The organism is Shewanella sp. GD04112 (assembly GCF_029835735.1).
Taxonomy (GTDB): Bacteria; Pseudomonadota; Gammaproteobacteria; order Enterobacterales; family Shewanellaceae; genus Shewanella.
The window spans coordinates 1,414,403-1,433,734 of sequence record NZ_JAOEAL010000001.1; the positions used below are offsets into that span (position 1 = coordinate 1,414,403).

20 protein-coding genes are annotated in these 19,332 nt (G+C 48.8%); 14 read left to right on the plus strand and 6 right to left on the minus strand.

Annotated features, from left to right (window positions below):
- Window positions 1-46: 46 nt before the first annotated feature.
- Both N7386_RS06295 and N7386_RS06300 read right to left on the minus strand, forming a co-directional pair.
- Window positions 47-481, minus strand: a complete 435-nt coding sequence (locus N7386_RS06295; RefSeq protein WP_176370371.1) for a CopG family transcriptional regulator — start codon at window positions 479-481, stop codon at window positions 47-49.
- A complete protein-coding gene (locus tag N7386_RS06300) occupies window positions 441-1,223 on the minus strand; it encodes an AAA family ATPase (protein ID WP_011622002.1) in 783 nt (260 codons plus the stop codon). Before N7386_RS06300 ends, N7386_RS06295 begins: the two co-directional genes overlap by 41 nt.
- Window positions 1,224-1,754: 531 nt before the next feature.
- On the opposite strand from N7386_RS06300, the gene N7386_RS06305 reads away from it, so the two are divergent.
- From N7386_RS06305 to N7386_RS06325, 5 genes are all read left to right on the plus strand, one after another.
- Window positions 1,755-2,213: a GNAT family N-acetyltransferase gene (locus N7386_RS06305; protein ID WP_011716301.1), complete on the plus strand. Its 459-nt coding sequence runs from the start codon at window positions 1,755-1,757 to the stop codon at window positions 2,211-2,213.
- 211 nt (window positions 2,214-2,424) lie between these two features.
- Window positions 2,425-2,634: a DUF3820 family protein gene (locus N7386_RS06310; protein ID WP_011622004.1), complete on the plus strand. Its 210-nt coding sequence runs from the start codon at window positions 2,425-2,427 to the stop codon at window positions 2,632-2,634.
- A 127-nt stretch (window positions 2,635-2,761) separates the two neighbouring features.
- Window positions 2,762-3,064, plus strand: coding sequence for a hypothetical protein (locus N7386_RS06315; protein ID WP_011622005.1), 303 nt, complete (start codon window positions 2,762-2,764; stop codon window positions 3,062-3,064).
- Between the two features lie 167 nt (window positions 3,065-3,231).
- Complete coding sequence (locus N7386_RS06320) at window positions 3,232-3,753, plus strand: GNAT family N-acetyltransferase (protein ID WP_279767503.1); 522 nt, start codon at window positions 3,232-3,234, stop codon at window positions 3,751-3,753.
- A gap of 63 nt (window positions 3,754-3,816) precedes the next feature.
- The gene (locus N7386_RS06325; RefSeq protein ID WP_011622007.1) at window positions 3,817-4,347 is read left to right on the plus strand and encodes a GNAT family N-acetyltransferase; all 531 of its coding nucleotides are present in this window, start codon (window positions 3,817-3,819) and stop codon (window positions 4,345-4,347) included.
- A 97-nt stretch (window positions 4,348-4,444) separates the two neighbouring features.
- On the opposite strand, the gene N7386_RS06330 is transcribed toward N7386_RS06325, so the two are convergent.
- Complete coding sequence (locus N7386_RS06330; RefSeq protein ID WP_279767505.1) at window positions 4,445-5,140, minus strand: pirin family protein; 696 nt, start codon at window positions 5,138-5,140, stop codon at window positions 4,445-4,447.
- Window positions 5,141-5,150: 10 nt separating this feature from the next.
- Window positions 5,151-5,594, minus strand: coding sequence for a DoxX family protein (locus N7386_RS06335; RefSeq protein ID WP_011716306.1), 444 nt, complete (start codon window positions 5,592-5,594; stop codon window positions 5,151-5,153).
- Between the two features lie 164 nt (window positions 5,595-5,758).
- Between N7386_RS06335 and N7386_RS06340 the strand changes: the two genes are divergently transcribed.
- A complete protein-coding gene (locus N7386_RS06340; RefSeq protein ID WP_041412961.1) occupies window positions 5,759-6,652 on the plus strand; it encodes a LysR substrate-binding domain-containing protein in 894 nt (297 codons plus the stop codon).
- Between the two features lie 396 nt (window positions 6,653-7,048).
- Here N7386_RS06340 and N7386_RS06345 read toward each other — a convergent pair whose 3' ends face one another.
- The gene (locus N7386_RS06345) at window positions 7,049-8,800 is read right to left on the minus strand and encodes a bifunctional metallophosphatase/5'-nucleotidase (RefSeq protein ID WP_279767508.1); all 1,752 of its coding nucleotides are present in this window, start codon (window positions 8,798-8,800) and stop codon (window positions 7,049-7,051) included.
- A gap of 97 nt (window positions 8,801-8,897) precedes the next feature.
- Window positions 8,898-9,989, minus strand: coding sequence for a hemolysin family protein (locus N7386_RS06350; RefSeq protein WP_011622012.1), 1,092 nt, complete (start codon window positions 9,987-9,989; stop codon window positions 8,898-8,900).
- A gap of 144 nt (window positions 9,990-10,133) precedes the next feature.
- On the opposite strand from N7386_RS06350, the gene N7386_RS06355 reads away from it, so the two are divergent.
- The 8 genes from N7386_RS06355 to der all read left to right on the plus strand — a co-directional run bounded on the left by N7386_RS06355 (window position 10,134) and on the right by der (window position 19,190).
- Complete coding sequence (locus N7386_RS06355; protein ID WP_279767510.1) at window positions 10,134-11,255, plus strand: bifunctional tRNA (adenosine(37)-C2)-methyltransferase TrmG/ribosomal RNA large subunit methyltransferase RlmN; 1,122 nt, start codon at window positions 10,134-10,136, stop codon at window positions 11,253-11,255.
- A gap of 32 nt (window positions 11,256-11,287) precedes the next feature.
- Window positions 11,288-12,076 (plus strand): type IV pilus biogenesis/stability protein PilW, encoded by a 789-nt coding sequence (gene pilW, locus N7386_RS06360; RefSeq protein ID WP_126512764.1) that lies wholly within the window; start codon window positions 11,288-11,290, stop codon window positions 12,074-12,076.
- Window positions 12,073-13,218 (plus strand): RodZ domain-containing protein, encoded by a 1,146-nt coding sequence (locus N7386_RS06365; RefSeq protein ID WP_279767513.1) that lies wholly within the window; start codon window positions 12,073-12,075, stop codon window positions 13,216-13,218. The genes pilW and N7386_RS06365 overlap by 4 nt, the downstream gene beginning before the upstream one ends.
- Window positions 13,219-13,259: 41 nt before the next feature.
- On the plus strand, window positions 13,260-14,375 hold the full coding sequence (ispG, locus tag N7386_RS06370) for a flavodoxin-dependent (E)-4-hydroxy-3-methylbut-2-enyl-diphosphate synthase (protein WP_011622016.1): 1,116 nt from the start codon (window positions 13,260-13,262) through the stop codon (window positions 14,373-14,375).
- A gap of 159 nt (window positions 14,376-14,534) precedes the next feature.
- A complete protein-coding gene (hisS, locus tag N7386_RS06375; protein ID WP_011622017.1) occupies window positions 14,535-15,812 on the plus strand; it encodes a histidine--tRNA ligase in 1,278 nt (425 codons plus the stop codon).
- A 12-nt stretch (window positions 15,813-15,824) separates the two neighbouring features.
- Window positions 15,825-16,445, plus strand: coding sequence for a tetratricopeptide repeat protein (locus N7386_RS06380; protein ID WP_279767516.1), 621 nt, complete (start codon window positions 15,825-15,827; stop codon window positions 16,443-16,445).
- Between the two features lie 11 nt (window positions 16,446-16,456).
- A complete protein-coding gene (bamB, locus tag N7386_RS06385) occupies window positions 16,457-17,644 on the plus strand; it encodes an outer membrane protein assembly factor BamB (protein WP_086904454.1) in 1,188 nt (395 codons plus the stop codon).
- Between the two features lie 79 nt (window positions 17,645-17,723).
- Window positions 17,724-19,190, plus strand: coding sequence for a ribosome biogenesis GTPase Der (gene der, locus N7386_RS06390; RefSeq protein WP_011622020.1), 1,467 nt, complete (start codon window positions 17,724-17,726; stop codon window positions 19,188-19,190).
- The last annotated feature ends 142 nt before the right edge of the window (window positions 19,191-19,332 follow it).

Below are 19,332 nucleotides of genomic sequence, written 5' to 3' on the forward strand. Positions count from 1 at the left end.
TCGAATTAACTTGGATCACCGAAAAAGGGTGGGAGATGGCGCGATACTAAGATTTTTTTATTTGCTGCTCGCGCATCTGCCGCAAGGCGGTGGGCAAGGCATAATGTTGTTCAATTAAAAAACGGATCAATTTCGATTTGGATATGTCACTTTCTTCAGAGAGCTTGGCTAAATGGCTGATCGCCGCTTCACTGAGGGAGAACGTCGCTTTTCGGTAATGTGGGCGCTCCTCTTCAATACTCGCATCGAGCTGTCTGGTTGCCGTTTGTGGTCGATGTAACGTCACTACATTGGAAGAATCCAGCGTGACTTCGACTTGGGCTTCTTTGACTAAATCGACCGCAACGGCAGAGCCCGTGCTCGGAAGGCGAGTCTCTCCCATAGCATAAAGGGTTGCGGCATCAATAAACTCATCGAGGGAGAGGGGCTGCGCGCCACCCCTAGATGGCATAGCGTTTTTCTTGAGGTCGCTGAGTCCCATATTGTCCTCTCAGGTGATTTGGCTGAGGTTGATTGATAGCACTGCGTGATGCGGCCATTGGCGTGCTTGGCCTGAGTAATGCCGTTAATGAGGCGGCGCAGTCAACCTGGAACATTTCGCAGGCAATGGCGCGGATTTCGTTGGCAGCCTTGCCGTTGGGCTCAATCTCCATCACGGATAATCCCGATTCTTCGCTATCATCATAGATGTTACGGCTGTAGGTGATCGCATCTAATACATTGATATCGTATGTTTTACAGACTTCTTTTGCCTCTAAAATACGGTTTGCTTGATTCGGCAGGTTAGGGCATTGAGTGATAACGAAAGAGGCATGTAATTTTGGGTTAATCATCTTACAAGTGGCGACGATATCATCCATATGGCTCACGGTTTTTAAGTCGCGGCGTTTTGGTCGCAGCGGCATCAAGATATGGGAAGCCACCGACATGGTTGCCCTTAATGCGAGGTTATCCTGTCCACCACAATCTACGAGAACGAAGTCATAGTGCTGCTCTAAACTCAGCAAGTCATTACGGATTTTGCCATAAAGTTGCACACAGTTGATGCTAGCAAGTTTTGGATTGTTGTTTCTGGCTTGGATCCAATCGGATGTGGTGCGTTGTGGATCGCAATCCACCATGATGACAGAGGCACCACATTCAGTGGTGAGAAATACTGCGATATTTTGTGCGAGGCAACTCTTACCGCTGCCGCCTTTTTCGCCGCCGACTAACACTATCATGACGAATTCCTCAATGCTTAGGGTATCACTTGGGCGGCTGTTATAAGTGTCGAGCTTTTACCGCACCTTGTTGTCACAAATGAATGTAAACCCTATGTTAATTGAGGTCAATTAGCTGATTTTTGACGTTTTTTTATAAAATGTCGCGCGATTATTATTTGACGTTACAGTGACGTGTGCCGTTTATTTGACTCTTATATCGAGCAAAGATAAATGAGGTCAATCTGTGGTTAATTGCATGATTTAAAATGCTTTTGTGATTCTTTTGGGCGTATTTAAGTCAGCGTCACTACTTGAGTCGAGTGCAACGATTGACTCAGTCTTAATTCTTATATTTCTTTTGTGAATATAATTTTAGATATTTATTCTTAAATATTATTGAAACCTTGTTCTTTGCTTTATGATTTTCAGTCGAAAGTTGTCTTGTCGCTGTTCTGTATGTCATCAAATTGCCACCTAATTCAGTTAGGATTTTCCTATTATGCCGTCTAATCACCTTGATTTTTCTACCATTCGTGAAGGGATGCCAAAATGGATATTAAAATGCTTATGCCTATTGAATTTGAGTTGGTTGAATCTGCACCTTTATTTCATGAGCTGCTGAATCTACGTGATGCTGCGGGGCATCCCTCTATCGGTGTGGAAATGGGGGAGGGTCATCCGTTACAGCCTTTATATTGGGTGTCGATTCGGGTGACGGGGGAACAAGAAAAAAACTCGCCGTCAATCATCGCGACCAGCTGCGTGTATGGCGATAAGGCTAACCATTTGGCGATTGAGGACTTTATTGTTTTACCTGAGTATCGTCATTTAGGCTTGGCTAGCATCATGTTAGAGCGGGTGATGACTTATATTGATGAACATGCCGCCCCAGGCACCTGTGTCAGCATCAATGTGCATGGCGAAGAGGAGCGACTCTGCGGCGATTATGGTTTTGTCTATTCTCCCTGCGCCAATCTTGGGCCGAACATGCGAAAAATCTATTCTTAATCTCTATTTCCTGACTCAGGGTAAGTGGATGGCTTATCCTGAGTGCGCTTGCCGGATACTTGCAGGATAATAGTCATATCGTTTTGCTTCACAAGTCACTTAGCTTGCAGTATGACTTCATGATTAAATCAACTCGTTAATTTTAGGCATTTGTCCGTCAATAGCGTAGCATCCACCTATGAGTGTGTTTTTTGTTTGAAGTGGTAATGCAATGGATCAACAACAGCTTATCGATGCCGTGAATCAGGTGATGCCCTTTGGTAAATATGCCGGTCGCCGCTTACTAGAATTGCCCGAACCCTATCTAGTGTGGTTTCATCAACAGGGTTTTCCGAAGGGAAAATTAGGGGAGCAGTTAGCGCTGATTTATGAGGTCAAACTCAACGGCCTTGAGGGCATGTTAAAACCGCTATTGAAATGAGTTCCCTACTGAGCGATAAAAATCCTACTTTTGCGATAAGTGTTGTATTTCGTGATAGAGATTGGCGATTTATTACCTATGGCATGTTTTAATGCCGCATATTAGTAAAACACAAGGAACAAAAGGCATGATGGCAAAATTGGTAAAATTAGCGGCTGTAGCAACTTTAGCGTTAGGTATGTCAAGTGCTTGGGCACAGGGCGTCGTTCATGAAGGTACTGTGGTTGATACCATGAATGGTGGCGGCTACACCTATGTTCAAATTAAAGAAGCTGACAACACGTTTTGGGCAGCAGGCCCAGAAGCTGAAGTGAAGAAAGGCGACAAAGTAGCCGTGGTTGAGCAAATGTGGATGAATCAATTCACCAGCAAAACCTTAAACCGCACCTTCGACAAGCTGTTGTTTGTTGGTCAAATCGAGAAGAAATAATCGATGTCTTAGCAACATTCATGTTGCGATGAGTTCCTAAACCGCCTCGCCTTGTTCGAGGCGGTTTTGTTTACAGCGGCAAACCTTTTCTTATCGTTCTGATGCTATCGCTCGAATCTAAATCACGGCAGAATATAGCGATTATTTACACTCTTGGTTGATTACTCGTGTTCGCCGCTAATTCAATCGAAAAGCCAGTCGAAGTCGTCCCCTATCAGCGCTGTTATGCGCGTGCGGTGAGTGAACTCTTTCATCAGTGCGTGCATCAAATACAACATGAGCGTTATAACGCCGCGCAGCTCAAGGCTTGGTCGCAGGCACCCCGTTCGAGTCAACATTGGCATTTACGCTTAAGTCGTTCCCAAGCATGGATTATTTTGGTGACAGATGCCGCGGGCTTATCTAAGATTTGTGCAGGTTTTATCAATGTCGAAACGGATTTTCACCATAGAGGATATATAGATAGCCTCTATATTCATCCCGATTGGCAACGGCAGGGGCTGGGGGAGCAAGCTTATCGACAGCTAGAACTGTGGGCGAGGGAGCAGGGGTATAGTCAATTGAGTGCCGATGCGTCTTATCTTTCCCGCGGGCTGTTTATTAAACTCGGATTTGTCCAACAACAGCGCAGCTATCAACAAAAACTGGGCCAGGTATTGCCGAGTTTTTATATGACTAAAAAACTGTAACTGAATGGGAATACACTGCTTATGTGCCCATTGGTCATGATTAACCCATAGGAGTGGACTCCAATGCAGATACGCTTATTTTCACCTCCGGATGTGGCACAGGTGGCGGCGGTATTTAACGCCAGTGTTATGGAGGGCGCGCAGGAATATTATTCGCTTACCGAACGTTTAGCTTGGGCGCAAAATCAGGGTGAGGCGCGAAGCGATGCCTACTGGCTGGCTAAGTTAGAAGACACCACCACTTGGGTGGCGCAGGAAGGCAGCAAGTTGGTTGGCTTTACCAACTTAAGGCTCTGTCCCGATGAAGAGCTCAATTGTATGGTCGGCGAAGTCGATTGTCTGTTTGTCCACCCAGAATACAGCCGTGCCGGAGTGGCTACGCATTTGTATTTAGCCCTGCTCGAAGAGGCTAAAAGCCGTAATCTTAAACGGCTTACCGTTGAAGCCTCCTATCAGGCGCGTCCTTTCTTTGAGAAACAGGGTTTTAATTGCATTCGCCGTAATGAACTACGTCGCTATCTCACCGCCGAAGATAAACAAAACGACAGGGCGCAGGTGTTAGTGAACTTTAGTTTGATTATGTCCTTATCATAGGTTCGCGTTTGGAAAGACTGCTCTTCTCTGGCCGTACGATCAGTAATAAAAAAACCGCCTCGTTTCCTTGGCGGTTTTTTATTGGTCACAATATTCATCAGGCTAAGTCAAACACTAGGGCGGTGACATAGCTGCCCGCGGCACTAAATCGAACCGCTTCTTCGGCGGTGATATGTGCGCCATCCCCAGGGATGAGCACTTGGTCATTGACCTTAAGCGTACCTTCCACCAGTTGCACATAGAGCTGACGCTGTGGCTTAAGCTGCGGCATATTCACTTGCTCTTGCGGTGCCAGCATAAGGCGATACAAGGTCGCATCCTGCTGTACTTTCAAGGTGCCATTTTCACCCGTTGGGGTGACCACGGCGGTCAGCGCCGAGGTTTGCTCGAAGGCCTTTTGCTGATAACCCGCATCAATGCCTAAGGTGTCTGGTTGGATCCAGATCTGCAAAAAGTGCAGAGACTCAGTGTTTGATGCATTAAACTCGCTGTGATAAATCCCTTTACCAGCAGACATTAACTGAAACTCACCCGCTGGTAAGGTCTTAACATTACCGAAGCTGTCCTTATGGGCAATGGTGCCTGAAATCACATAACTGATGATTTCCATATCTTTATGGCCATGGGTTTCAAACCCTGCGCCAGGCGCAACTCTGTCATCATTAATGACTCGTAGGGAAGACACGCCCATATGCTGCGGATCGTAGTAGCTTGCAAACGAGAAGGTATGTTGGCTCTTTAACCAGCCTAAATCTGCCTGCCCACGGTCCTGCGCTTTACGTATACGGATCATCATTTCCTCCTTATTTTAAGCGTGCGGCTAACAGGTTGTCGGCACTGAGTTTACCCGCACCTGACACGGCCAGAGACACAGTGGCGGCTAACAGGGCTAAACCAAATTCATAACCGTTATTGCTGAGGAACAGACCGTTACCAATGTGGACCGAGAAGATCGCGACCACCATAGTAAAGGACAATACCAGTGCTGTTGGGCGAGTCAGTAAACCGATAATGATCAGCAAGCCACCAAAGAATTCGCTCGAGCCCGCCATCAGCGCCATTAAGTAGCCAGGGGTTAAGCCGATGGATGCCATCCATTGTCCTGTGCCTTCTAGACCGTAGCCACCAAACCAGCCGAAGAGTTTTTGCGAGCCGTGGGCCATGAGGATGATCCCGATAGGAATACGCAGGGCCAATGGGGCGAAACTTGGGGCAGAGGTCAGTAATTTTGTGATAAGTGCTTTCATGGGATGTTCCTTAATTCAAATTTTTTAACTATGTCGTTAATGGGTTAGTCGGTGGAGGCTTAGCGTTAATCTCTCCATTGGTTTAAAGTCTAGTCTTGACCTGATGGAAAGAAAATCGGAACATTTTCAAAGTCTATTTCAAAAAATTTGAATAAGAGGTGGCTATGTTACCTGTGATGAGTCTAGATGGTTTGATAGTGCTTGATGCTATTGATAAGAAAGGTAGTTTTTCGGCGGCGGCCGAATCCTTATTCCGGGTGCCATCGGCGCTGACCTACACAGTGCAGAAATTAGAGAGCGACTTAGGGGTAAAATTATTTGAACGTAAGGGCCAGCGCGCCGAATTGACCTTAGTTGGCCAGCTGGTATTACGCCAAGGGCGGGAGATTTTAGCTGCTACCGCTAGGCTTGAAGAGGCGGTTAGGCAACTCGAAACGGGCTGGGAGTCGGCATTAACCTTAGCCATAGATACTGTGGTGCCCGATTTACCACTGCTTAAACTGATTGCTGAATTTACCGAGTTAGGTAAACAGGTGACCATCAATATCACCGAGGAGTCATTGGGTGGCGGTTGGGATGCGCTGTATTCGGGCCGCGCCGATATTGCCATTGGGGTCACCGGGGAGTTACCTAAGGGGCAATATCACTTAGTCGAAATCGGCATGCTTGAATTCGTGTTTGCCCTTGCGCCTCACCATCCCTTGGCACAGTTTGACCATCCCATCCCGACCGAAGCCCTGTTGCAATTTCCCTCCGTGGTGGTGGCCGACAGCTCAACGGCGCTCGCGCAGCGCTCAAGTGGATTGTTTGATAGTCGCCAAGTTATCCGCGTGCCGAACATGCAGACCAAGATTAAAGCGCAGCAACTCGGGCTGGGTGTAGGTTATCTTCCCAAACATTTGATCCGCGAAGAACTCGCTTCAGGCGCATTAGTCGCGTGTAAGGTTGAGATCCCAAGACCGGCGCAGCCGGTGTTTCTCGCATGGCGCAAGGGGAATCAAGGCAAAGCGCAGGCGTGGTTTGCCGAACGTTTACCCCATTGCGACTGGTTGTTTTAGTGAGATGTCGATAGTGCGTTTGGGTACTGGATGAAGTGAATCACAGTACTTAACCATTGCTAGGGCGTGTTGACGTTTCGAGATTAAATTTTGTTCGTTCTGGCAAGCTCGTGCTCGCGAAACGAGGAATGATGTGTAGTTATTCTACTCAAATGACGAGTGACAAAGAGAACGAATTTGCTAGACGAACCCTTCGGGCAGCGTTTGGCTGGCGTTTCTGCTGCGTTATCGTCCGTTTATGTAGAATAACTACACTGCACGGACTTTACCTTGCATAAACGCCAGCCAAACTGCTGCAAAAATAACCCTGAAACGTCAACACGCCCTAAGTACTGTGATGAATTAAGAGGGCTGGACTTTGTGGCAGCGCTGATATAAATCCCTGACACTAGGCGCTTACACTGAGCGCTTTATATGGCTGGTGTAATGCACATGGGGGGAGAGCAAATCCGCTAAATTGGGGTTGGGCGCCCGATTGAGGAAGCGAATAAAAGCCTGTGGTAGGGTGAGCGTTTCAATCGACTCCTGCCAGCGTGCCTGTAACAGTGGGTGATAACCTTCTTTCCCCGCCGCGGTATAAGAGGTAGAAACCCCCACATAGAGCGCATCGGGCTGCACTGGATACCAGAGTGATAAGCCATCCTGCTGCATCATTTCAAGCTTGAACAAGCGCTCCCCTAATGGGCGTCTACCATCGTAGTAATAACGTAATCCATAGGTATAGGGGAAGCTGCCCGCACCCGTACCGCGCACACTGTTGTTTGTCGCGGCGTTAATTGCCGACTCCAGCGCTTGGTATAAATACTGTCCTTGGATTTCGTATTTGACTAATGGCAATTCGAAGGGCAGCAATTGCCCCAACACATCGGCGAGGGTGAGCCTACCTTGGGCGACCGATTGCCTTACTCCGCCCGCGTTATGCAGGGCAAAGTGGATGCGGGGATCTTCAAGTTTGGCCTCTTGAAACATACTGCGGCTCACCCAAGGGGCGATTTCGCTGCCATGGGGTAATGCCTTAGATGGCAGTCTGGTATGCACTAGATTCTTAGGCACAAGGGCTAAGACTTTGTTTTCCATCTCGGCAATCGCGGGGCGATAGATATCGTGGATCACGCCGTGAATGTCTTCATCGGCATCATCCCACAATACATAGGGATGCTCATTAAAGCGTTGCTGCACGGCTTGATAGTCGGTGTCATCCACTTGCTCACTCGAACTCAACATAAACTGTTTATCGAGCATAAAGTAGTTGCCACCCTTTAGGTTTATCGCGCGGCCAGCTGCATCAAATTCAATCTCGGCCAAGCCTAAGGTTTCGGCGTATTTCCCCGCATGCACGATAGGAGTGCCATTGATGGTTTCGCCATAGGGAATATTGCTTAACCCCAAGGCGCTAAAATCGCCCTGCAAGGTATGGGTATGGCCGCCGACGATAAGGCTGATACCATCGACTTGTTCGGCAAGCCTTTTATCCTGATCTAAGCCTAAGTGACTCAGTACAATAATGTGCTTAATGCCTTTAGCATGCAGATGCTCGACGGTGCGCGCCGTGGTCGCAATCGCATCTACAAAGTGGGTATCGGGATCGGGTCTGGCGATGTCTTTCATCTGATCCAGAGTAATGCCGATGACGGCGAGCTTTTTGTCGTAGAAGGGCTTTTCGAGGTAGCTGGCAAGCTGAGTATTTTCATCATAGGCCAGAATATTCGCCACAGTACGCAGGTTACCCGGCTTACGGATATCCTCTTGGCTCAAGTCCATATTCCCCGCTAGCAGCGGAAAATCGATTTGCTTAGCAAATTCGGCGAGCCGCGCATTGCCTTCATCAATATCGTGATTACCAATCACCATGGCATCGGGTGCGAGTAAATTCAGCAGATGGGCGTTGGCCTTACCCTTAAAATGGCTGAAATACAGCGTGCCTTGGAAACTGTCGCCACCATGCAAAAATAAAAACGGCATTTGGCTTTGTGCGGCTCGGTCACGTGCCTGACGAATCTGATACCCTAGACGTGCATAGCCACCGCTGTGACTGGTGATATCTAAGGCTTTAAGCCCTAGATTGAGGGAAAATTGTACGCGGCTGGGCTCAAAATTCGAATGGGTATCGTTGATGTGCGCGAGTGAGAGTGTGTATCCCTGTGTCATAACCTACCTCTTTTACGGCGGGAGATTATAACCTTCTCCCCAAAAACAAGAAAGGGAGCCAAGCTCCCTTTACTTTAACAATGACTAAATAATGTCATTAACCCGAGCGTGCCTCGTCATCTTCGGCGGCAGCTTCGAAGTCGCCATCATCGGAGAGACGAATGCCTTTTTGCTTCATGCGCTTGGTCCAGAGTTTACGGGCCAATTGCTGCATGTCGGTCGCAGGGTCATTCACATCGACAATCTCTAAGCCAAGTAGTGATTCGATAATGTCTTCTTGGGTCACAATACCTTGGCTACTGCCGTATTCGTCAACCACCATCGCAATTTGTGTATTGCGTTTAATCATCCGCTCGAATAACGGCAGGATTTTAGCCGTTTCGGGCACAACAAATAGGCTCCGCTTGAGTTCACCAATTGGTGCGTTCGGGCTGTAACGTTCAGCCAGTAAGACATCGGTACGGGTGATGTAACCGATAATGTCGTCGTGGTCCTGATCGTATACTGGAATACGCGTAAAAGGTTTGTCGCGATATTCTTGCACAAACTCATTTTGCGTCAGTGAAACGGGTAACGAGAACATCACGGTACGCGGCGTCATAATCGCCGTCACAGGCACGTCACGCACCTTGAGCATTTGGGTCAAAATTTTAGACTCTTGCTCGTCTAACTCACCGGATTCGTGACCAATCTTGGCCATGGCGCTCATTTCTTGGCGAATGTACTGACCTTCTTCCCCTTTACCTAGCAGGCGAGTCACCTGTTGTGACATCCAAATCAGCGGCTTAGTGACACGCTTCATCCAAGTGATGGCAATCGACACACTCGGGGCTAAACGGCGCCAGTGATTGGCTCCCACAGATTTCGGAATAATCTCTGAGAAGAATAGGATGATAAAAGTTAACACTCCAGAGAACACGCCGAGCATGTCATCACCAAAAACCTTGGCTGCTTGCGCACCGGCAACGGCGGCACCCACAGTGTGGGCAATGGTGTTTAGGGTCAAAATAGACACGAGAGGCGCTTCGATGTTTTCTTTTAGTTTACGCAACCGGGCGGCTGCGGCACTGTCAGTTTGTTCGAGCGAGGCGATATAACTAGGGGTAACCGAAAGCAACACTGCTTCGAATACACTGCACAGAAAAGAAACTCCGACAGCGACAAGCACTATAATGATGAGGGTTAACATATAGGTGGTATTACAACTCCATAATTTAGGCCAACATTGACCCACGCCGATTCTAGCATAGGAGTGTGGAGTTGCTGGCTAAAATTTTTCTGCGTCTGTATAATTCGCCGCCCTGTTGCAGGTTTTGGTGTTGAGGTTAGTCCTATGAGTGAAAAAAAGATCAATTTATTAGACCTTGATCGTAAGGCGATGCGCACATTATTTGCGGATCTGGGTGAGAAGCCTTTCCGTGCCGATCAGCTGATGAAATGGATCTATCATTTCGGTGTCAGTGACTTCGAAGAAATGACTAACATCAACAAAGTGTTACGCCAAAAACTGGCGGCGCGCTGTGAGATTGTTGCGCCTGAAATTTCAAGCTATCAAAAATCCACTGATGGCACCATTAAGTTCGCCATCCATGTCGGCGAAGGCCAAGAAGTCGAAACCGTGTATATTCCTGAAGATGACCGCGCCACTCTGTGTGTGTCGTCTCAAGTGGGCTGCGCCCTCGAATGTACTTTCTGCTCGACTGCGCAGCAAGGCTTTAACCGCAACTTAACTGTCTCTGAGATCGTCGGCCAAATTTGGCGTGTCTCCCATTTCTTAGGCTTCGCGAAAGAAACCGGCGAGCGCCCAATCACCAACGTGGTGATGATGGGCATGGGTGAACCACTGCTTAACCTTGCCAACGTGATCCCAGCGATGGATATCATGCTGGACGACTTTGGTTTTAGCCTGTCAAAACGCCGTGTGACCCTGTCAACGTCGGGCGTAGTGCCAGCCTTAGATAAACTCGGTGATGCCCTCGATGTGGCGCTCGCCGTGAGTATCCACGCGCCAAACGATGAATTGCGCGATATTCTGGTTCCCGTGAATAAAAAGTATCCACTGCAAGAGTTCCTTGCAGGAATTCGCCGTTACATCGCTAAATCTAACGCTAACCGTGGCCGCGTGACAGTGGAGTATGTGATGCTCGATCACATCAACGACAGCACTGAACAAGCCCATGAATTAGCACAATTAATGAAGGATACGCCTTGTAAGGTAAACCTGATCCCATTCAATCCATACCCAGGTTCGCCCTATGGTCGTTCATCGAACTCGCGCATCGACCGTTTTTCTAAGGTATTGATGGAATACGGCTTAACTGTGATTGTACGCAAAACCCGTGGTGATGATATTGACGCGGCCTGTGGACAGTTAGCGGGTGATATTCGCGATCGAACCAAGCGTTTAGCAAAAAAACGCATGCAAGAAAATCAGATTTCGGTCACAATGAATTAACTCTTTGTTTGCACAGATTTATAGGCTTGCCCATGAAGCATGGATTGTCAGGGTTTTCATTAGCAATTGCCCTGTCATTATTAGTGACAGGATGCGTAACTGAGCGTACCTATTCAGGGACTGATATTCCCGTGTCGGAGCGAAAACTCGATAAAGTCGCCGCCGCACGGGAGCGTATGCAGCTCGGTTTAACCTACCTTAATCGAGGTAACTCGGAACAAGCCAAGTACAATCTTGATAAAGCAGTTGAATATGCACCAGAGCTCGAAGATGTGCATGTGGCCATGGCCTATTACTATCAAACCGTTGGCGATTTAGTACGTACCGAACAGGCGTATCAAGACGCTATCAATACTAAGGACGCCTCTGGCGATTCCATGAATAACTTTGGGGTGTTTTTGTGCCAACAAAAGCGATACGACAAAGCTGAAAAAATGTTTTTGGCCGCGATAGAAATGCCCAAATATACGCGTACCGCGTCCAGTTATGAGAACTTAGGCATTTGCAGCCGAGACGCGGGACAAACAGAAAAGGCACGACAGTATTTTCAGATGGCGTTAAAGTATGACCCGAGACGCTCGGTGTCTTTACTGGAGCTGGCTGAGCTTGGGATGGATAAAGGTGATTATGTCGATGCGCAAAACCAATTAGCGCGTTATCACCAAGTGGCAGCCCAGACTCCAGAAAGTTTAACGCTCGGAATAAAAATTGAGCAGGCGTTGAATGACGATGCTGCTATGAAGCGATTTGGCATTTTATTGCTCGCCAAATTCCCAGCATCGCCTCAAGCCAAGCAATACAGAGTTAATTTGCATCAATGAAAGATAACGAAATAAACGCGTCAGTAGAACCAGTTGCAGCGAGTGAAGCTGAATCGACGCCTGATGTAACGCTCGGCACTGTACTCAGAACGGCTCGTGAGCAGATGGGCTTAAGCATTGCGGATACCGCGGTGAAATTACATCTGCGCCCAGGGATTGTTGAAAATCTCGAAGCCGACGATTTTTCCAATATTTCTTCTTCGACTTATGTTCGTGGATACGTCAAAAACTATGCGCGCATGCTGGGGGTGGATAACGCCCTGATTGAGGCATGCCTCGCGCGGCAGGTACCGTTAGTGACGCAGCCTGCCATGCAAAGCTTTTCCCGCAAGACGACCTATCAAGCTCGTGACACTAAATTAAAGTGGCTGAGCTTTTTTATTGTCATCGTGTTACTGGGCTTATTCGTCCTATGGTGGATGCAAAGAACTACGTTGGTGACCCATGTTGATGTGTCTAAACCAACGGCGGAAGAGTTAGCTGCGGCGAATCAAACTTTGCCGGGCGATGTGCTGCTGACGGAAACCGACGCGAGCGAGCGCTTAAGCGAGATTGCGGTCAATGGCTCTATGGCGACCGATGGTCCGGTAAAAGATACCGACGAGAGCACTATCGACCCTAATATGAACGATTCGGCAGCGATGGAAGCGGAGCAGACGCCTGCTGCCAATTCGGCTATGAATGCGAGCGAATCTAATACGGCGCTTACGAACACTGCACCGAATACTGCGCCGACCTCAGGAGCAAGTAATGCCGTTGCGGTTCCAAGTGCGACACAAAACGTCGCGACCAATACCGCGCCACTGCAGAACCAAACTGCATCGAATGTGCCTGCAACCAATACACCAGTAACCAATACAGCTTCTACAGCGCAAGCCATGCCAGTGGTAGCTGGGCAGTCGAGCATTACTATTGAGCTCACGGGCGATTGCTGGATCAACATAGTCGATGCCAAAGGCAAAGCGATTGTTGACGGCGTTCGTGGTGCTGGCGCGAATATTCAAGCCAGTGGTGTGCCTCCGTTTAAAGTGATCTTAGGTGCTCCCACTGTCGTGTCCACATTTACGGTCGATGGTAAAGCCATCAGCCTTGCTGAATTTCCTAAGGGTCGTGTTGCGCGTTTGACTATCCCACAGGTTTAAGTCTGGCGCCTACGCAGAGTACCGAAAAGAGCGTATTGAGTATGTATAACGAAACACCCATAAAGAGACGTCCTTCAACCCGCATTTATGTGGGCAATGTGCCGATTGGTGATGGTGCGCCGATTGCCGTACAGTCGATGACTAACACTAAGACCACAGATGTTGAGGCAACTGTTGCCCAAATCCGTGCCCTAGAAAAAGTGGGTGCCGATATTGTGCGTGTCTCTGTGCCGACGATGGATGCCGCCGAAGCCTTTAAAGTGATTAAGCAATCGGTGTCAGTGCCCTTGGTTGCCGATATCCACTTCGATTACCGTATCGCCCTGAAAGTGGCCGAATATGGTGTGGACTGTTTGCGTATCAACCCAGGAAATATCGGTAACGAAGAGCGTATCCGCAGTGTGGTGGAGTGCGCCCGCGATAAAAACATTCCTATCCGTATTGGGGTGAACGGCGGTTCATTAGAAAAAGATCTGATGGACAAGTACAAAGAGCCGACGCCAGAAGCCTTACTCGAATCGGCCATGCGCCATGTGGACATTCTTGACCGTTTGAACTTCGACCAGTTTAAGGTCAGCGTAAAAGCCTCCGATGTGTTCTTGGCGGTAGAATCCTATCGTTTATTGGCTAAGCAAATTCGCCAGCCATTGCATTTAGGTATTACCGAAGCGGGTGGCGCCCGTGCTGGTGCGGTGAAGTCTGCTGTTGGCTTAGGTATGCTGCTTGCCGAGGGCATTGGTGATACGCTGCGTATTTCGTTGGCGGCCGATCCGGTGGAAGAAATCAAAGTTGGCTTTGATATCCTAAAGTCACTGCGGATCCGTAGCCGTGGCATTAACTTTATTGCGTGTCCTTCTTGCTCGCGCCAAGAGTTCGATGTGATCAGCACAGTAAATGAATTAGAGCGCCGCCTCGAAGATGTGACGACCGCGATGGATGTGTCTATCATCGGCTGTGTGGTCAATGGCCCAGGCGAAGCCTTAGTGTCACACATCGGCTTAACGGGTGGACATCGTAAGAGTGGTTACTACGATGAAGGCGAGCGTCAAAAAGAGCGTTTCGACAATGATAACCTAGTCGATTCCCTCGAAGCGAAAATTCGCGCTAAGGCGAGCCAAATGGCTAACCGCATCCAAGTGAAAGACACGACTGAGTAACAGACACAGCCGAATCAACCCATAGGTTAAGCGTTATAAAAACACTCAAGCCTTGAGCTAGACCCCGAAACCGACGGGGTCATTTTACGTTTAGTGTTGAACAGCCTATAATGCCTGACATTTTTTATTAATTTAGCGAAAATCGGACGAGTCGATACAGTGGCAAAACAGATCCAAGCGATTCGCGGAATGAACGACATTCTGCCAACTCAAAGTCCTCTATGGCAAAAAGTGGAAGCGGTACTACGTGCGAGCGTGGCTGCTTATGGTTACAGTGAGATCCGCACTCCAATAGTGGAAAATACCGATCTTTTTAAACGCTCTATCGGTGAAGTGACTGATATTGTTGAGAAAGAAATGTATACCTTCGAGGACCGTAACGGTGACAGTTTAACCCTACGTCCTGAAGGCACCGCCTCAACTGTGCGTGCGGGTAATGAGCATGGTCTGCTCTATAACCAAGAACAACGCCTGTGGTACATGGGCCCAATGTTCCGCCACGAACGTCCGCAAAAAGGTCGTTATCGCCAATTCCACCAGTTTGGTGTGGAAGTCTACGGCATTGGTAGCGCCGATATTGACGCTGAAGTGTTGATGTTATCGGCCCGTCTATGGGAAAAACTCGGCATTAGCGAGCATGTGACGCTTGAGCTGAACACCTTAGGCGACCCCGCTGAGCGCGCCGCTTACCGTGAAGCCTTGATTGCCTTCTTAGAGCAACACAAGGACAAATTAGACGAAGATAGCCAGCGCCGTATGTACAGCAATCCGCTGCGGGTACTGGACTCAAAAGATCCCCAAGTGCAAAGCATTTTAGGTGATGCGCCTGCGCTGATGGATTACTTAGGTGAAGAATCTTCACAACATTTTGCACAATTGCGTGAACTCCTCGACGCAGTTGGCATCCAATACCGAGTTAACCCGCGCTTAGTCCGTGGTTTGGATTATTATAATCGTACGGTTTTTGAATGGGTTACCAATAGCTTAGGCTCTCAAGGCACTGTACTTGCGGGCGGTCGCTACGATGGTTTAGTCGCTCAATTGGGCGGTAAAGATACGCCAGCCGTCGGTTTTGCGATGGGATTAGAGCGCATCGTTCTGCTGCTTGAAACCTTAGAGCTGACCCAAGATATCCCTGCGGCTGTTGATGTTTACGTCGCGGCGATGGGGGATAGCTGCTTGGTTGAAGCCATTAAAGTGGCGCAGGAGTTACGCTCAACCTTACCGACACTGCGTGTTATGAGCCACTGTGGCGGCGGTAACTTCAAGAAGCAAATTAAGCGTGCCGATAAAAGCGGCGCACAAGTAGCCTTACTCATCGGTGAAGAAGAACTCGCCGAAGGTGTGGTTACCGTTAAATATTTACGCAATGACAACGAACAACAACGGGTCGCTCGAAATGCATTAAGCGCATTTTTAGCTGAACTTACCAAATAAGGGGACGTGCGCGTGGAAATTTATAGCACAGAAGAACAACAAGTTGATGCTATCAAGCAGTTCTGGAAAGACTATGGAACCTCGATTGTTATCGGGGCGGTCGTTGGTTTAGGCGGCCTGTACGGTTGGAACTATTACTCCGACATGAAAATCGTGAAGGCCGAAGAAGCATCACAGGCTTTCCAAACCTTAACCACCAAATCAAGTGACGAAGCGGCCATGCTGGCTGGCGTTGCTGAGTTTTCCAAAAATCACGACCAAAAGGGCTATCAAGCCCTGCTGGATCTGATCGTTGCGAAAACCGCGGTTGAAGCCAAAGATTTTGCTAAGGCCGAAGAAGCACTGAAGAAAGTGATTGCCGCTAAGCCTGGTGCTGGATTAGATACAGTGGCAACACTGCGTTTAGCACGTATTCAAGCAGAGCAAGGCCAAATCGGCACTGCGTTGGCGACCTTAGAACAAGTGACTGATAAAGCATTCTTAGCGCAACGTGAAGAACTCAAAGGCGATTTCTTTGTACGCCAAGGTGAAGCGGATAAAGCGAAAACCGCTTACCAAGCGGCAATGGACAATGGCGGTGTTGTGACCAGCCCTGCACTTAAAATCAAACTTGATAACCTAAATCAAGCATAAGGGATCCCTTGATGAAGTCTTGGTGCAAGAACCTGCTAGCCGCTGGGTTAAGCCTAGCCATGTTATCCGCCTGTTCTTCTAGCGATGTGGAAGAAGAACCGGTAAGTGAGTTAACTGCGATTCAGGCGACAGTGTTTCCTGAAGTAAGTTGGAGCGCCTCTGTAGGTGATGGTGTCGGTGATTATTACTCTCGCCTCACTCCTGCAGTTCGTTACGGTAAAATTTTTGCAGCCGACCGTTACGGCGAAGTCGTGGCCTTTGATGAAGCCACGGGTGAGCGCGTTTGGAAAAAAGATTTTAGTGAAGAGTTTCGCGATAACGCCTTAGCCAAAAACAAGGGCGCACGCTTAGCCGCAGGTGTTACTGCCGCGCGCAATAAAATCTTTGTCGGTGGTGAGAGTGGTCTATTGGCCGCGTTGAATGCCGAAGATGGTCAAGTGTTATGGCATGTCGTGGCTGGTGGCGAGTTACTCTCTAAACCAACCGTTGCTGACGATGTGGTGGTGGTGAGCACTAGCTCTGGCGCGCTCGAAGCCTTTAACGTCGATACGGGCGCTAAGCTGTGGGCCTATGAGATGCAGTTGCCTAATCTAACCTTACGTGGCACAGGTTCTGCGGCCTATGAGGCGGGTGGTTTCTTTATCGGTACTGCCGATGGCAAAGTCGCCGTTGTGGTGAAAAACAACGGTCAAGCCGCATGGGAACAAGCGATTTATAATCCAACTGGCGGCAATGAGTTTACTCGTATGGCCGATGTGGATATGACGCCGCTGATCTTAGGTGACAACCTTTATGCGGTGAGCTACAACGGTAACTTGGTGTCGATGGAACTGCGTACCGGACGTGTGATTTGGACCCGTAAGTACTCCAGCTTCAATGAGCTAGCGTCAGCAGGCTTAAGCTTATTCCTAGTCGATGATCACAGCCGTATCTACTCCGTGGACAGACGTAACGGCTTAGAATTGTGGAGCAACTCTGAGCTGGCGAACCGTACACTCACGTCACCAGCCGTGTATCGCGACTATCTGGTCGTGGGCGATTTTGAAGGTTATCTGCACTTTATCGACCGCAGCACAGGCAGTATTGTCGGTCGTATCCAAGTGGACAGCTCTGGATTATTCAGCCAGCCATTAGTGGTGGATGATAAAATCTACGTGCAAGGTCGCAGCGGAAAGTTAGCTGTTGTAACACTTCCTTAGTTAAAAGTGTTATCCTTGTAGAGCCCCTGGAAGTGTGTTCCGGGGGCTTTTTATTGAAAAGTTTTTTAGAGGCAAAATCATGATCCCTGTAGTGGCCCTTGTTGGTCGGCCGAACGTCGGTAAATCCACTTTATTTAACCGCCTTACGCGTACGCGTGATGCGCTGGTTGCTGACTTTCCTGGCCTAACACGTGACCGTAAATATGGTCGAGCATTCCTATCCGGCTATGAGTTTATCGTGGTGGATACCGGCGGTATCGACGGCACTGAAGAGGGGATCGAAACTAAGATGGCCGAGCAGTCCCTTGCCGCTATCGAAGAAGCCGATGTTGTCTTATTTATGACCGATGCGCGCGCGGGCTTAACCGCCGCAGATTTGTCTATTGCTCAGCACTTACGTAGCCGCCAAAAAACCACTTTCGTGGTGGCTAACAAGATTGACGGTATCGATGCCGATTCTGCCTGCGCCGAGTTTTGGTCGTTAGGTTTAGGTGAAGTCTATCAAATGGCTGCCGCCCAAGGTCGCGGCGTGACCAACATGATTGAGTACGCCTTAACCCCTTATGCCGAAGCGATGGGGATTGAACGCCAAGGCGAAGAGGAAGAAGTCGACGAGCGTCAGTACACAGAAGAAGAAGCCGAAGCCGAGCAGAAGCGTCTGCAGGATTTACCGATTAAGCTTGCGATTATCGGTAAGCCTAACGTAGGTAAATCAACGCTGACTAACCGTATCTTAGGTGAAGAGCGTGTGGTGGTTTACGACGAGCCGGGCACCACTCGCGACAGTATTTACATTCCGATGGAACGCGATGGCCGCGAATACGTGATTATCGATACTGCCGGTGTGCGTCGCCGCAGTAAAGTCCATGAAGTGATTGAAAAATTCTCGGTGATCAAAACCCTAAAAGCGGTTGAAGATGCCAACGTTGTGCTGCTGATCATCGATGCCCGTGAAGGGATTGCCGAGCAGGATTTAGGTCTATTAGGTTTTGCCCTGAACGCGGGCCGCGCCTTAGTTATCGCCGTCAACAAGTGGGACGGTATCGATCAGGGCATTAAAGACCGGGTTAAGAGTGAACTCGACCGCCGCTTAGGCTTTATCGACTTTGCTCGCATTCACTTTATTTCGGCGCTACATGGTACGGGCGTTGGCCATCTGTTTGAGTCGATTGAAGAAGCTTACGACAGTGCGACTCGCCGCGTGAGCACCTCTATGCTGACCCGCATTATGCAAATGTCGCAGGATGACCATCAGCCACCATTGGTGAACGGTCGCCGTGTGAAACTGAAATACGCCCACGCCGGTGGTTATAACCCGCCAATCGTGGTTATTCACGGTAACCAAGTCAGCAAGCTGCCTGATTCTTACAAGCGCTACATGATGAACTACTTCCGCCGTTCATTGAAAGTGGTCGGTACGCCAATTCAGCTGCGTTTCCAAGAGGGTGATAACCCGTTTGAAAACAAGGTTGAAAAGCTGACCATGAGCCAAGAACGTCGCCGTAAGCGCGCCCTGAGCCATATTAAAGATCGCAAGACAAAGTAAATCTGCGCTATTGGCTTAAGCTGAACATAAAAAAAGGAACCCTAGGGTTCCTTTTTTACTAGCGCGTTTTAGGCCGCAATCTTAAGTCTTGCTTAGATAAAATACATTATGCCTATGGGCTTAGACGTTGAGCCTTAAGGCT

Bases quoted from the DNA above. Each gene is read 5' to 3' on its own strand.
- N7386_RS06295 (WP_176370371.1), bottom strand. From the start codon at position 481: ATGGGACTCAGCGACCTCAAGAAAAACGCTATGCCATCTAGGGGTGGC.
- N7386_RS06300 (WP_011622002.1), bottom strand. From the start codon at position 1,223: ATGATAGTGTTAGTCGGCGGCGAAAAAGGCGGCAGCGGTAAGAGTTGC.
- N7386_RS06305 (WP_011716301.1), top strand. From the start codon at position 1,755: ATGGATATTAAAATGCTTATGCCTATTGAATTTGAGTTGGTTGAATCT.
- N7386_RS06310 (WP_011622004.1), top strand. From the start codon at position 2,425: ATGGATCAACAACAGCTTATCGATGCCGTGAATCAGGTGATGCCCTTT.
- N7386_RS06315 (WP_011622005.1), top strand. From the start codon at position 2,762: ATGATGGCAAAATTGGTAAAATTAGCGGCTGTAGCAACTTTAGCGTTA.
- N7386_RS06325 (WP_011622007.1), top strand. From the start codon at position 3,817: ATGCAGATACGCTTATTTTCACCTCCGGATGTGGCACAGGTGGCGGCG.
- N7386_RS06330 (WP_279767505.1), bottom strand. From the start codon at position 5,140: ATGATCCGTATACGTAAAGCGCAGGACCGTGGGCAGGCAGATTTAGGC.
- N7386_RS06335 (WP_011716306.1), bottom strand. From the start codon at position 5,594: ATGAAAGCACTTATCACAAAATTACTGACCTCTGCCCCAAGTTTCGCC.
- N7386_RS06340 (WP_041412961.1), top strand. From the start codon at position 5,759: ATGTTACCTGTGATGAGTCTAGATGGTTTGATAGTGCTTGATGCTATT.
- N7386_RS06345 (WP_279767508.1), bottom strand. From the start codon at position 8,800: ATGACACAGGGATACACACTCTCACTCGCGCACATCAACGATACCCAT.
- N7386_RS06350 (WP_011622012.1), bottom strand. From the start codon at position 9,989: ATGTTAACCCTCATCATTATAGTGCTTGTCGCTGTCGGAGTTTCTTTT.
- N7386_RS06355 (WP_279767510.1), top strand. From the start codon at position 10,134: ATGAGTGAAAAAAAGATCAATTTATTAGACCTTGATCGTAAGGCGATG.
- pilW (WP_126512764.1), top strand. From the start codon at position 11,288: ATGAAGCATGGATTGTCAGGGTTTTCATTAGCAATTGCCCTGTCATTA.
- N7386_RS06365 (WP_279767513.1), top strand. From the start codon at position 12,073: ATGAAAGATAACGAAATAAACGCGTCAGTAGAACCAGTTGCAGCGAGT.
- ispG (WP_011622016.1), top strand. From the start codon at position 13,260: ATGTATAACGAAACACCCATAAAGAGACGTCCTTCAACCCGCATTTAT.
- bamB (WP_086904454.1), top strand. From the start codon at position 16,457: ATGAAGTCTTGGTGCAAGAACCTGCTAGCCGCTGGGTTAAGCCTAGCC.
- der (WP_011622020.1), top strand. From the start codon at position 17,724: ATGATCCCTGTAGTGGCCCTTGTTGGTCGGCCGAACGTCGGTAAATCC.